Annotated in this window: 10 protein-coding genes; 6 read left to right on the top strand and 4 right to left on the bottom strand. The window is 68.9% G+C overall.

The features are described 5' to 3' along the window. Nucleotides 1-31: 31 nt before the first annotated feature. Nucleotides 32-1645 (top strand): GMC family oxidoreductase, encoded by a 1614-nt coding sequence (locus WME90_RS27810; protein WP_437275037.1) that lies wholly within the window; start codon nucleotides 32-34, stop codon nucleotides 1643-1645. Nucleotides 1646-1662: 17 nt separating this feature from the next. On the opposite strand, the gene WME90_RS27805 is transcribed toward WME90_RS27810, so the two are convergent. Beyond that, nucleotides 1663-2646 carry a hypothetical protein gene (locus tag WME90_RS27805; RefSeq protein ID WP_437275036.1) on the bottom strand — a complete coding sequence of 328 codons (984 nt, stop codon included), beginning with the start codon at nucleotides 2644-2646 and terminating at the stop codon, nucleotides 1663-1665. A gap of 1 nt (nucleotide 2647) precedes the next feature. Beyond that, entirely contained in the window at nucleotides 2648-4426 is a 1779-nt protein-coding gene (locus WME90_RS27800; RefSeq protein ID WP_437275035.1) for a MutS-related protein, read from the bottom strand. A gap of 206 nt (nucleotides 4427-4632) precedes the next feature. On the opposite strand from WME90_RS27800, the gene WME90_RS27795 reads away from it, so the two are divergent. Beyond that, nucleotides 4633-5541 (top strand): STAS domain-containing protein, encoded by a 909-nt coding sequence (locus WME90_RS27795; protein ID WP_437275034.1) that lies wholly within the window; start codon nucleotides 4633-4635, stop codon nucleotides 5539-5541. A 190-nt stretch (nucleotides 5542-5731) separates the two neighbouring features. Here WME90_RS27795 and WME90_RS27790 read toward each other — a convergent pair whose 3' ends face one another. Next, nucleotides 5732-6415, bottom strand: a complete 684-nt coding sequence (locus WME90_RS27790; RefSeq protein ID WP_437275033.1) for an HAD family hydrolase — start codon at nucleotides 6413-6415, stop codon at nucleotides 5732-5734. Nucleotides 6416-7358: 943 nt separating this feature from the next. Here WME90_RS27790 and WME90_RS27785 point away from each other — a divergent pair. From WME90_RS27785 to WME90_RS27770, 4 genes are all read left to right on the top strand, one after another. Beyond that, on the top strand, nucleotides 7359-8399 hold the full coding sequence (locus WME90_RS27785) for a hypothetical protein (RefSeq protein ID WP_437275032.1): 1041 nt from the start codon (nucleotides 7359-7361) through the stop codon (nucleotides 8397-8399). Nucleotides 8400-8593: 194 nt separating this feature from the next. Further along, complete coding sequence (locus WME90_RS27780; RefSeq protein WP_437275031.1) at nucleotides 8594-9646, top strand: hypothetical protein; 1053 nt, start codon at nucleotides 8594-8596, stop codon at nucleotides 9644-9646. 1069 nt (nucleotides 9647-10715) lie between these two features. Further along, nucleotides 10716-11510 carry a hypothetical protein gene (locus WME90_RS27775; RefSeq protein ID WP_437275030.1) on the top strand — a complete coding sequence of 265 codons (795 nt, stop codon included), beginning with the start codon at nucleotides 10716-10718 and terminating at the stop codon, nucleotides 11508-11510. Between the two features lie 145 nt (nucleotides 11511-11655). Beyond that, nucleotides 11656-12582 (top strand): helix-turn-helix domain-containing protein, encoded by a 927-nt coding sequence (locus WME90_RS27770; RefSeq protein ID WP_437275029.1) that lies wholly within the window; start codon nucleotides 11656-11658, stop codon nucleotides 12580-12582. On the opposite strand, the gene WME90_RS27765 is transcribed toward WME90_RS27770, so the two are convergent. Then, nucleotides 12548-13309 carry a class I SAM-dependent methyltransferase gene (locus tag WME90_RS27765; RefSeq protein WP_437275028.1) on the bottom strand — a complete coding sequence of 254 codons (762 nt, stop codon included), beginning with the start codon at nucleotides 13307-13309 and terminating at the stop codon, nucleotides 12548-12550. The two genes, WME90_RS27770 and WME90_RS27765, sit on opposite strands and share 35 nt — an antisense overlap. Between the last annotated feature and the right edge of the window lie 427 nt (nucleotides 13310-13736).

The following is a 13736-nucleotide window of genomic DNA, read 5'->3' as shown; positions in this document are numbered from 1 at the left end:
GCGCGCTGCCGCCGCCCGGAAGGAGCTCGGTATGGGGGACAGGCTGCACGCGGATGTGGTCATCGTCGGCGCGGGCATCGCGGGGACGCTGGCCGGCTACCGGCTCGCAAAGGCGGGCGCCAGGGTGCTCGTGCTGGAGTCGGGGCCGCGGGTCGACCGCGGCAAGGCCGCCAGCGCCTACCGAAACGCCGTGGTCAAGACGCTGGAGGTCCCCTTTCCTAGCTCCATGGCCGCGCCCGCGCCCAGCGAGAGCGCTCCGCGCGGATACTACGTGCAGGAGGGCCCGGACCTCTTCAAGAGCACGTACCTCCGCGTCGTCGGCGGGACGACCTGGCACTGGCTCGGGACCGCGCTCCGTTTCCTGCCCGACGATCTCCGGATGAAGACCCTTTATGGAGTCGGCGTCGACTGGCCCATCGCGTACGACGCGCTCGAGCCCTGGTACGTCGAGAGCGAGATCGAGATGGGCGTGGCCGGCGATGACAGCCTCGGCTCGCCGCGCAGCACGCCTTACCCGATGGCGCCCATCCCCCACAGCTACTCGGATCTGCGCATCGCCGACAAGATCTCGGCCCTCGGCTATCCGGTGACCGCCACGGCACAGGCGCGCAATAGCGCCGCGTACGACGGCCGGCCCGCGTGCTGCGGCAGCAGCTCCTGCATCCCGATCTGCCCGATCGCGGCCCGCTATGACGCCTCGGTACACGTGGAAAAGGCCGAGCTGGCCGGCGTGCGGATCGTGGAAGAGGCCATCGCCACGACCGTGGGCATCGGCCCTGACGGACGCGTGTCACGTATCCTGTTCAAGCGCCCGGACGGCACCGAGCACGAGGCCTCAGGCAAGGTCTACATCGTGGCGGCGCACGGGATCGAGACGCCCAAGCTGCTCCTGATGTCCCGGACCGACGCGCTGCCGGACGGGGTCGCGAACAGGAGCGGCCAGGTAGGGCGCAATCTTATGGATCACCCCATCCAGCTGAGCTGGGCGCTCGCCGGGGAAGCGCTCGGGCAGCCCCGCGGACCGCTCTCGACGGGGGGGATCGACGCCACGCGGAACAGCGCCTCTCGGGGGGTGCGCGCCGCGTTCCGGGTGGAGCTCGGCAACAGCGGGTGGCAGTGGCCGATCGGCGGGCCGGAGGTCGCCGCGGCCGATCTCGTGCGCAAGGGTCTACGTGGCCGGCAGCTCGCTGCCGAGCTCGCGTGGCATTGCACCCGGCAGCTCTGCGTGTCCAGCTTGATGGAGCAGCTCCCCGATCCCGACAACCGCGTCACGCCTGCGTTCGATCAGCGCGACGCGCTCGGGTTGCCGCGGCCGCGCCTTCATTACCGGATCGACCCCTATACCCGCGACGGCATGACGGCCGCGCGCGCGATCCACGACCGGATCTTCGACGCGCTCGGCGCCACGTTCCGCGAGCACCGGCTCGAGCACGAGGGCGCCGGGCACGTCATGGGCACCTACAGGATGGGCGCAGACCCGAACACCTCGGTGGTCGACCCGAACCTGCGCGCGCACGACCACGACAACCTCTACCTGCTCGGCAGCGGCGTCTTCCCCACCGGAGGCGCCGTGAACCCCACGCTCACCATCGCCGCCCTCGCGCTGCGCGCCGCGCATTCCATCGCGACCGCGCTCGGGCGCTGACCCGGGGATCGAAGCCTTCACTCCCCAACGCTGCGCCGCACCGCGAAGGCGAGGCCGCAGCCCTCGATCTGCTCGCGATGGAGCACGCCCATCGGCGAGAGCCCTTGTTCGTCGACCCGCCGGCCCACGCGCAAGAGAACCTTTTTCGCCGCAAGATCCACGAGCGAGACGCGCGCCGAGCTCGCGGACGTTTTTGTCTCGACCGGGCTTTCGGCCACGATGATCAGCACCTCTGCGCCGGCCGCCTTCTTCGCCAGCTCGATCGGAGATTGATCCAGCTCCTTGCGGTGCCTCCTTAGCGCCGCGACGTCGCGGGCCGCGCGCACCGAGCCCTCGAACGCGGGGCCGAGCACCGCGAGGCCGCGCCGCGCCTCGGCGAGCCGGCGGACGTTCGCTGTCTCCTCGTCGACCTTGGTCCCGCCGAAATACACGCCTCGCACCTTCGTGAGCAGATCATGCTCCGAGGACGAGGGCGGAGGCTGGAGGAGGCACAGGAGGAACGCATCCTTGTCGGAGCCGCGCGCGGCGTCGTCGATCCTGCGAACGTCGCCCAGCTCGGCGCGAGGAGCGCGCACGTACACCGCGGGCCGGCGGAGCAGGGCGTCGAGGGCCCCTGGAGCGCGGAGAGAAGGGTCGACGACGTCGGCGGGGTCCCCGTCGCTCGCGGCCTCGCCGATCCAGCGATCCGTCGCCTCGACGAAGGTCTCGTAGCCCGCCGGGAACCCGGCGCGGCGCTCGTCGAGCACGGTCAACAGGGCGCGCCGTTCGGCCTCGACGGCGCGGCGATCGTGGACGTACATCGCGATCGCGAGGAGCACGATGGCCGCCGCCGTCAGCAGCGTGAGCAGCCGTGCGCGCCCGATCCGCCGCTCGCTCGCGAACGTCCCCTTGATCCCGGCTCGAGCCGCGTGATGGCGCGCGCGCGCCCGGTGGCTGGCGGCCCGCTCCACGCGCGCGCGGAGCGCGGGGTTCATCCGCTCCGTCGTGAGGAACGTCGCCACCTCAGCTCTCCCCGGAGGGACCCGCGAACGCGGAGTCCCGACCTACGATGGCGAGCGCTCGGGAGGCGAGCAGGTTGCGATCGATGTTGCGATCGATGAGGCCCTCGAGCTCGCCGCGGGTCACGCCGAGCCGAGCCGCGGCCTGGGCCGCGAGCGAGGTCGCGGCCACGCCGTCGACGAACTGGTACGTGGGCTTCTGCGCCGCGTCGAGCTCCACCTGGACGAACCGGAGGTTCCTTATCGCCTTCTCCCGCTCGAGCCGCGCCGCGAACGTCAGGAAGTGCGTTGTGATGAACGCCTGCGGACGGAGCTTCTCGAGCAGCGTGACGACGAGCTCGAAGATCTCCTCCCCCTCGGACGGGTTCGTCCCCGAGCAGAGCTCGTCGAGGATCACCATCGCTCCCGGGCCGAGCTCCTCGAAGAGCGCCCGGATCCGGAGGAGCTCCATGCCGAGCCGACCCTCGCTCTGATCGAACTTCGTCTCCTGGATGAGCGACACAACGAGCCCTGGGACGCGGGCAACGCTCGCCCTGCGCGCCGGCACGAACATGCCCGCCTGCGCGAGGAGCTGCACGAGCGCCACCGACTGGAGCAGGCGAGTCTTTCCGCCCGAGTTCGGCCCCGTGACCAGGAGCGTCGTGTCGGCCCGATCGGTCACGACGTCGCACGGCACCGCCTTACCTCCGCTGGCGACGAGGAGCGGATTGAAGAGGCCGAGGAGCACGCGCTGGCCCTCCGCGTCGGACCGGAGCTCCGGCAGGCTGACCTCGAGCCCTGCCGCCTCGGCGAGATCCCGGAAGCCGAGCGCTCCCAGGTAGACCTCCATCTCTCCGACGAGCGGGACCAGCTTGACGACCTGATCCTCCACGCCCTCGAACACCGCGTCGACGAGCCTCGCCATGACCTCTCCGTCGCCAAAGCTGTACCCGCGGAAGAACATCTCGAGCTTCGCGAGCCAGCGCCGCACCGGCGACAGGACGAACGGGTTCTCCTGCCGCTCCCGGACGGTCACGACGTCGAAGCCTCGGATGCGGCCGTCGGCGCCGACGCGGATGTCCAGGCGGAGCGTCGCGAGGTGCTCGTCGTAATCGAGGAGATCAGCCATCGATCGATATCCCTCGGTCGCCCGCACCGCCTGGCCGAAATCGCGCAGCCGAGAGAGGCCCGATCGCGCGCCCTCGAACGACTCGCTCATCAGGTCGAAGACCTCTTTGACGATCGCGAGCACGTCGAGCTGCCGTCGCGTCGGATCGAACTTCTTCCCGGCAACCGCGCCCTCGAGCGCGCCCCGCAACCGGCACGAGGCGGTGTAGAGCTTCTCGAGCTGCCTGCGAAACGTGGGGGAACCCGAGAGCTCGCGGAGGATCCCCCTCCGGAGCTCGGTCACGCGCATGTCGCTCGGGGGCCGGGAGAGGACGCGGAGGATGAACCCTCGGTTGACGACGGCCTCGTGCCCCCCGACGCGGACGCGGAAGCACCGGGCCACGAGCTCCTCCAGGAACAGGTCCGGCGCGAAGCTCTTCGGATCCCACGTGGAGGGCGCGATGGGCGCCCGATCGAGCGCCTGGCCGAAGAGCCCGCCGGAGACGCCGCTGGTGAACGCGAACGAGAGGGACTGGCGCAGCTCGTCGAGATCGGTCCGCGCGGGCGGGTCCACGAAGAGCAGGCTGGGGATCGTGTCCGGGGGCGGGAGCGCGGGCGCGTAGGGCACGTCGGGCCTGCGGGGCTCGGGCGGACCGGCGATGCTCTCGGTGGGGACCTGCGCGCGGATCGGGTGCATGAGCGGACGACCCGCGCCCGCAGGAAAAGTTCCCCGCGCGGGGAACACCCTTGAAAATAGTGGTGCGTCGCGGGCTGTCGTGGTGCCATCAGGCTTGGGAGACGAGTGCTTTACAGTTCGATGTCGGTTCGCGTGCCCGGTCGTGCTCCCGAGCTCGACGCGCGATGACGCACGAACCGATGTGAGCAACACCTGGAGCCTGCAGTATGTCCGACTACCCCCAGCTGTCCTCGTTGAGCATCGTGAGCGCCCTCGATGATATCCCGGAGATATCCTACATCTACCGTGACGATGGAATGCTGGTGGCGATGAACGCCATCTGCGAGCGGCTCACCGGGGTGCCACGAGCGGCGGCGCTCGGCGCGTTCAACCTGTTCGCGAACGAGGCGGTGATGGGTTCGGTGCTGATGCAGGGCTATCGGAGAGCGTTCCGAGGAGAGACCCAGATCCTCCCTCCGGCGGAGATGCGGCTGGAGAAGCAGCGATTGGGGGAGATCGAGGTCCGCTCATTGTCGACATGGGTCGAGACGTTGCTCATCCCGCTCGAACGACGTCCGGACGGCACCGCCCCGTATGTCCTGGGGATCCAGCGCGACGTCTCGGCGCTCATCCACACGCGCGACGAGATCGAGTCGGCGAAGCAGCAGATCGACTTCCAGCGCGACACGATCGCCTCCCTCGAGGCTGCGCGGAGGGAGATCGAGGCGCAAAAGATGACGATTGATGCGCTCTCGACGCCCGTGATCGAGGTCTGGGACGGTATCGTGACGCTGCCGCTGCTGGGGCACTTCGACGCCGAACGCGTCAGCAGGATGACGTCGGAGCTGCTCGACGCGGTCGTGCGCACACAGGCCCGTTACGTCATCCTCGATCTCACCGGCATCGCCGTGATCGACACGGCCACCAGCGACCATCTGCTCCGGATCGTCGCCTCCGTGGGGCTCCTGGGTGCAACAGGGGTCCTCGTGGGCATCCGGGCCGAGGTCGCTCAGACGCTGGTCGGCCTCGGCGTCGGGCTAGAGCACCTCCGACTGTACCAGAATCTGCGGCAGGCATTGAAGGCATGTATGCGCGAGCAGGGGCTCCCGGGGACAGGACCTCTACGAACGGCGTAACGTTCGTGTCCTTGGCATTCAGGGGCCGCACGAAGCGAAGAGGGTCGAGATGACCTGACTGTCGCGGAGCTCGCCGACTCGCTCGCACGTCGAGAGCGGGAGCCGGCGGCCCTCGGCGACGCGCAGCGCCTGCTCGCCGGCGGACGGCGCCTCGTTGAGCCGAGGGCGTGCTCAGCGCGAGCGGAGCGCGTTACCCGAGGAGCGCGTCGAGCGCGCCTTTCGCCCGGAGATCGCTGAAGGCGTGGGTCGGTGCGCAGGCGGAGAGCTCCTCGAGGGGGTGGGAGCCGGTGGCGACGGCGATCGACTCGGCGCCGATCGCCTTGGCCGCCGCGATGTCCTTCGGGGTGTCGCCGATGACGACGACGCGGCACCTCTCGATCGGCGCCTCGAGGATCGCCGTCCCGCGCGCCGCGCCGATGCGCAGGAGCTCGTCGCGGAGCTCGTGATCGCAGCCGAAGCCTCCGAACGCGAACCTCTCGTAGATGCCGACCCGAGTGAGCTTCGCCTGCGCCCCTGCGCGGACGTTCCCCGTGCCGAGCCCGACGGCGCAGCTCGCTCGCCTAGCGGCGGCGTCGAGCGCCTCGAGGACGCCGTGGTGGACCCGGGTGTCGCCGGTGAGCGACATCTCCTCCGCGAGGAGCTCGACGTAGATCGCGAGGAGCGCGTCGATGGTGTCTTCGGCGACCTCGCGCCCGATCGCCACCAGCCCGGCCCGCACGATGGCCCGGTCGGTCATGCCGGCGAACGAGAACGCCTCGCACGCGTCGCGCCGGCCGGCATAGCGGGCGAACGTGCGCTCCATGGCGCGCCGGCCTGCGCCGCCGGTGGAGAGCAGCGTGCCATCGATGTCCCAGAGGAGGATGGTGGGGCGCATGCCCTCCTTGTATATCTGCGGCGTTGCCGGAGGGCGAGCGGCGAGCGGCGAGCGCGGACAGCGTGGCGGCGCGACCGCCTTGTTCGGCGCGCCTCCAGGCGATGGGGCCGCGTGTCGGCGGAGTCATCCTGGGTCGACCTTGCAGCGATCCGGCGCTCGTCGAGCGCCACGGCCCCGTGACGTGGCGGCGTTGCCGGAGGGGGCGCGACAACCCGGCGGCAGCGCACCGGTCCGCCCGATCGAGGGGCCGCCGCAACGTCGGCGCGGGGCGTCGGCCGGCTGTTTGAAGGAGATCCACGTCGCTCACGTCGCGGCAGCTCAGGCCGGGGCAGCGCACCCAGGTTGGGGATCTGGGGAGCGTCCGCACCCGGGTTGAGCAGCCGTCAGGGCACCCAGGTTGAGGAGCAGCTCCGCCAGCTCACCAGCGTCAGTTGACCCAGGTTGGGAATTGGGGCTTCGGTTGACCCAGGTTGAGGATTTTTGAGCGTCAGCTCACGACGGATGAGAATTTCCATGAGCACGATGTAATGACGCTCGTTCGCGCTGGTGTTCACCTCTGTATCGAGTGTTTCGAACGCACTGTACGGCGATCTGGGCCGCCGGGGGCCGCCAGTTGACCCAGGTTGAGAATTTTCTTTGGAATTTTTGGAGCGAAGCTCACATGGAATGAGAATTTTATGGCTGTGAATGCAATGTGTTTTGCTTGCCCTGATGTGGTCTCTTCGTGTCGTTCGCCCTGACGTCTTCTCTTCAATGGCGATCGTTTCGAGAGCAACCGTGCGGTGTTCTCTGATAGGAGAGGCGATTGAGAGCGAGAGAGCGCGTCGTCCGAGCTCCCGTGCCAGGCCCTCGCGCCTGAGCCCGAGGAGCACCGCGCCTGAGACGCCCGCGCGAGCTGCGCGAAGCGCCCTCGCTGCGCGGAGGACGCCCGGGAGACAAGACCATGCGACGCTCGCTGCACACCTCGATCCCCGCGGTCCTGCTGCTGCTCTCCTCCCCGGCGCCGGCGGTCGCAGCGCCGCTCCCGCGGCGGCCGCCGCCGACCGGGCCGGAGCGGGAGATGCTCGACGAGGCGAAGCGGCTCTTGGACGAGGGGCGGCTCGCGGACGCGCGCGACATCCACTTGACGCTGTGGGGGCTCACGAAGAGCGCCTCCGACGCGTTCCGCGTGGGGATGCTGTCGTTCAGGCTGCACGACTTCGAGAGGGCGGCGGAGTTCCTCTCGATCTACTTCGACATGGTCGGCACCCCCGACGCCCCAAAAATCTGGGTGCCGCCGGGCTTCAAGGAGAGCTACGCGCTGGCGCGCGCCAACTTCGCGGAAGCGCGGCGGCACGTCGGCGCGCTCGACGTGCGCATGAGCGAGGCCGGCGCCGCCGTGCTCGTGGACGGGCGGCAGGTCGGCGTGTCCCCGCTCTCGCGTCCCGTGTACGTCGCTCCCGGCCAGCACCGCGTGAGCGGACAGCTCGCCGGGGCGCAGCGCGAGGCCGTGGCCGCGGTCGACGCGGGCGGCGAGCGGACCGTCTGGCTGACGTTCCCGCGCGCCCGAGCCGAAGCGCCCGCGCATCCCCCGGTGAGCAAGGTGGTCTCGCGGCCCGTCGCGGCGCCGCCTCCTTCCACGCGCAGCCCCGCGCTCCGGTGGTGGACGGTGGGTGTGCTCGCGACCACGTCGGCCGCCCTCGCCACCGTCGGGGCCCTGTCGGTCTTGGAGGCTAACGACGCTGCCGAGGAGCGGGATCGCGCCTTAGCCCGGGCGCAGTGGGACGTCTTCCATTGCCGGCCGGGGCTCCCTGCCTGCGATGCGTATGCCGACGCCGACGGGCGTACGAAGACGTTCAGGGCCCTGTCCGTGGGCGCCTTCGTCGGCGCGGGTCTTTCGGCCGGCGGCGCCGTGGCCGCGGGGTTCCTGCTCGCACCACAGGCAAAGGTCCGCGTGGGGACCGTGGGGACGGCCCCGGGCGTGGGGCTCTCGTTCTCGTGGTAGCCGCTCGACCTCCGCACGAGGCTCCGCAAGAGGCGTGCTCCAGGGCAGAGAGCCGGCATCACTTTATGAAGGCGAGTTCATCCTTGGTAGAGAATTTAAAGACGTTGAACGCAATGCGACCAGAGCGCGTCGTTCGACGCCTGGCTCGGATCTCTGCGCTCCCCTGGACGAGGCGGCCTGATATCGTGGCGCGAATGTCGAAGCGGTGGCTCTGTGCCTTCGGCACGGTGTTCCTGGGCGGCTTCCTCTGGGCGGCCTGCAGCGGTGACGCCTATGTCGATGTGGAACGGGAGCGTTCGTGCGATTCAACGGCCGAGTGCGAGCCCGAGGAGACCAAGAAGCAGTGCATCGACGGGCGCTGCCAGTGCCCGGAGCCCCAGGAGGAGAGCTGCTGCAAGCCAGGCGCGAAGGAGGAGGAGGGCGATCGGTGTGAGCGGGCATGTCGGCCCATGAGCGAGTGTAACGCGACGCCCTGCGAGACGCATCGGGACTGCCCAGGGCCCGTGGACCCGCGGTGCGGCGAGGCCGTTTGCGTCGCCGGTGTCTGCAGGCTGGCGCTGCGCGAGCAGCTCGAACACCAGCTCCCCGGCGACTGTCGCATCGTCAAATGCGACGATGCGGGGGAGATCCAGAGCGAGCATTCAGGGAGCGACGTCTTCGACGACGGCAATGAATGCACGATCGATCGCTGCACGAACGGAACCAGCACGCACCTGCCTCAACCGACCGGGCCATCGCCGGAGACATCGGGATATTGCAAGGACAGCAGGTGGGTTGGTTGTCTACGAGACGAAGACTGTGGAAACCCCTCCTATGCCTGTTCCACGTCCGGCAGGTGCGTCCACGAATGGTGCGAAAATGGCGTCCTGGATTCTTCCTCCGGAGAGACGGCGCTCGACTGCGGCGGCCCCTGCGATCCCTGCGAGTCCGGACAGCCGTGCGACAGCGACGACGATTGCGTCGAGCACCTCTGCGCCGAAGACGGGACGTGCGCTCACGCGCGCTGCGGCGATCATGTGCTCAACGGCGCGGAGACGGACGTGGATTGTGGTGCCCCATCGTGCCCCGCCTGTGATCCAGGAATGAGGTGCAACTCACACGAGTCATGCCAGAGCGGCGTGTGCGAGGAGGGCGTGTGTATCGAGGCGACGTGTGGCGATGGAGTGATGAACGGCGATGAAACCGGCCTCGATTGCGGCGGCCCCTGCGCCGCATGCCCCCTGTACATCGACGCCCCGGACATCTGACACGAGGGATTATGAAGAGACTGAGAAGCTTCGCTGCGGCGCTCGCGGCGCTCACCGTCTTGTCATCCTGGACCGCTTGCTCGGACCCTCCGCCGCCTCCCTATACGCCGCCGCCGGAGTGCTGGAGCACGGCGGACTGCGCGTTGCCTTATAATGTAGACCCGAGGTGCGGGGAGGTGTCCTGCGTTGACGGCGTCTGCGAGCTCGATCTGTTCGAGACATCGAGGAGCCAGTATCGAGGCGACTGTGAGATCACGCGCTGCCATGACGGGCAACGTGTCGCCGAGCGTGACCCGGAGGATGTATGGGACGACGGGAACCCGTGCACCGAGGACGTCTGCGAGCCGACAGGGCCCGCCAATAAGTACGTGCCACCTTCCCGAGAGCCCTCCGGCGCCGGATTCTGCAATGGCAGTGGACAGATCGTTACATGTTTGTACGATGCGGACTGCAAAGATTCGGCGCTGTTCTGCTCCCTCCTAGGGAACTGTATCCCCATCGAGTGCAAGAACGGCGTGCTCGATCCTGATTTCGGGGAGACGTATATGGACTGCGGCGGTCATTGCGATCCGTGTAGGATAACGCGGCCGTGTAAAAATAAATATGACTGCATCACGGGCGTGTGCGGGCCGGACGGGACTTGCTCCGTCGACAGATGCCTTGATCACGTGCAAAACGGCAACGAGACCGACGTGGATTGTGGTTTTGGCTGCTACCCGTGCGCGGACGGGTACAAGTGTCGGTTCAACGAGAACTGCGAGAGTGGCATCTGCTTCGCTGGCACGTGTCAGCCGCGCACTTGCAGCGACGGTCGGCGGAATGGGGAGGAGGAGGACGCCGACTGCGGCGGGGACTGCCCTCCCTGCAACTGACGGGAGCTCACCGGCGGTGGCGCTGGGATCGGAGGACCTCCTGTGTGAGGAGGGCGACGCCTGTGTGCCACCTGCCCGGCGTTCCTGGTTGCGCGTCCTCCGGGCGGCCTGCAGCGGTGATGCCTACGTCCATTCGGAACACGAGGCATGGGCGGTGCAACCGTCGCTCGCAAAGACATCGGATCGTGGAGGAGTTCATGAGCAACATCGTGTGGCCGGCGTTGATGGCCGTCCTGGGCCTTTCCATGGCAGCGTGTGGTCCGGACGAGTACCGGCCCCTGGCGGAGGACGAGGCGGTCGTCATCCGGGTCTACGGATACAACGTGCCGATCGTCCGCGATGGAGTCGAGTACCTGGGCGAAGCGGAGGCCTACGTTGGGAAGGTGGACGCGGGCGGCGGGTATGGCGTCCGAGACCCCGGGGACGGGGAGTACCTCCCCGACACCTTCGTCGTGAGCAACGGCGCGGAGGAGGTGGAGCTCGTCTGCTATTGGTGGCAGGACAGCAATCCGGACGACAACCTCATCGCCGCCAGGTGCCGCGGTTACCTCAAGCAGGCCGAGCCGGGCCGCGCGATCCATGCCCGATTCAACGACCTCGACGGCTGGGAGATCGTGATGCCCGAGCTCTCGGAGCTCACGTCTCCCGAGCCGGAGACCGAGTTCAGCGTCGGCTCCGGCGACGATCTGGTGCTGGCATGGGAGCCCCTGGGCAAGGAGGACATGATGAGGTGGTCTATCGGGCCTGTCAGCTTCGATGAGCCAGGGCCTTGTCTGGATGACGTATCCTGGGACGACTCGTCGGGCGAGGTGGACGACACCGGCTCGTTCACCGTTCCCCGAGATTCGTACCCCACGGGGCTCCCCGCCGAGGGGTGTCAGGCCTTCGTGCGCTTGAGCCGCGGTCGGGACGGGACCATCGCTCCTGGCGTCCAGACGGGCGTGATGTTCGGCATGCAGACCTACAAGATGCGGATGACGCTGATGCCATAGCTCCGTCCGGCAGGCGCGCGCACGTTGGCCCCGCCAGGCTTCGCTGGCCCGTGGCCGGCGCAGCGCAGGGAAGAGCTCCTCACCATCCAGCAGCCTGCTCGGCTGAGAGCGTCGGCGCTCGCCTCCTGCTGCCGCCGATGTCATCATGGCGCTCATGCCTCCCGCGACGACGATCGAGCGACATGACCTCGTGGGCGGAGGCAGACCGATCTTTTGCCGCCAGCACCCCTCACCGACGCAGCCCGTCATGCGGGCGTGCCCGACGCCGCCCGTCATGCGGGCGTCGGTGACCCACGCCTTCGCCGCGCTGGCATTCTACACGAGCGGCTCTTCTCGGATTGAGCAGCACGGTCGATGGAACGTCGAAGCTGGAGACGTCCTCCTCGTGCCTGCCGGACAACCGCACCGCTCGATCGAGCACGCGGCCCCGGAGTGGGTCGGCCTTGGCTTCTGTGTCCCCTGCTTGGCCGCCGAGGAGGTGGGCAGCTTGCTCGAGCCGTTCGAGCGCGTGCGCGCCGGTGCGTCCCCGGTCGTTCGGCTGAGCGCGGATCGTCACGCGCACATCGAGATGCTCCTTCGCGAGCTGATGCGCGCGACGGAATCGCGCGATGGCGGCGCTCTCGAGGTCGTCCAGCGGAGCCTCCTTGTGCTCGTCCTCAACGAGGTTCGGCAGGCCGCGCGCTCGCAACACCCTGCCTCGCCGTCGCCGGGCCTCGTCGTCGATGCCCTTCGCTTCATCGAGCGAAACTGCCTTCGGCCGCTCTCCCTGAAGGACGTCGCGCGGTCTGTTGGGCGGAGCCCGGCGTACGTGACGACGGCGCTCTCCCGGGCGACGGGCCGGAGCGCGGTCGAGTGGATCGTGGCCGGGAGAATGGCGGAGGCTCGCCGCATCCTCCTCCACTCCGACGAGAGGGTCGAGATCGTCGCCGAGCGCGTCGGCTACGCGGACGCGACGCACTTCATCCGCATGTTCCGCAGAGAGCACGGGGCGACGCCGACGGCCTGGCGCGCCGAAGCGCAGAGCAAAGGCCGCTCGCTCACACGGGAGACGGTGTCCGGCCGCACACGCTGAAGACGAGATCGCCGACGAAGGTGGTACTGGCCTTCGTGTGTTCGGCGGCGAGGCGTTCTTCCAGCGTGTCCACGTCGATCTCGGCCTCCGACGCCACGCCTTGCCGCAGGATGCGCGGGAGCATCACGCGGACGATGAGCGCGAGCTGATGGCGGATCTTCGGCGTCTGCACGATGGCCTCGGCCCTCACGAGCTGCACGGTCAGGCCCGCTTCTTCGAATACGCTCGGCATCTGGAAGCCCATGTGAAGATTCGCTCCCTCACGCTCGACGGTCTGCCACATCCACTGGTGCACCTGACGGTGCAGCTCCATGGGCACAAGGCTGCCCTGGCCCATCGTCGGGTCGTTCTCCTGAAACAGGATCAAGCCGCCGGCGCGCACGGCCCCGGCCACGGCACGGACGGCAGCGACGGGATCCCGCTGGTACATGAGCACCCTCCGGCCGACGGCGGCATCGAAGCGCTCGGGGGTGGGGGAGAGCGCGCCGATGTCCCGCTCTTCGAAGGCGACCCGGCGGAGCCCCAGCTCGGCGGCTCGCTGGCGAGCGATCGCGATGGGCGCCGGATCACGGTCTACCCCGAGCACGAAACCCCCTTCGCCGACGATGCGCGCGAGCATGAAGCTCACGTCGCCTCGGCCGCACCCCACGTCGAGGACGCGCATGCCGGCAGCGATGCCGGCGTCGCGCAGAAATCGTTCGGTCATGTCGTTGACCAGGTCTGTCATCGTCGTCTCCACCAGCTCGTGTCAGCTCGCCCGGCGTTGCTGGTTTCACGCCGGGCTCGTGGCTCAGCATCCCTGCTGTCTGCGATCCCGAGGACATCGCTGCGCACCTCGATGTCCCTCCTCGGCGCAGGCGCGTTCTGGCCGGCGCCCCGCGCGCGCTCGGCGGTCGCACGCCGAGAGTGACGGCTGAGCATGCACTCTCGTCCAGTGATGTTCGTCGAGCCGCGCATCGGCGCGGCACGCCAGGAATGTACGGGCTGTCCGTCCTTTGCGGCAGTGCGTGTCTTTGCGCTGGATCGGCGGGACTTGCGATCGGTGGGCAGCGGGGGGCCGGGGCGCCCGTGGCGATCGCGGCGGTGCGCGCTGCCGGCGAGATCGGGCCGCGCGCAGCGTGCTCGCCGGCTCCCTGACGCGGCGAGGCGCAGGC

The sequence above is a fragment of the Sorangium sp. So ce375 genome, assembly GCF_051473855.1.
GTDB lineage: Bacteria > Myxococcota_A > Polyangia > Polyangiales > Polyangiaceae > Sorangium.
The sequence above is the reverse complement of the archived record's forward strand: the minus strand, read 5'-3'. Positions and strand labels throughout refer to the sequence as shown.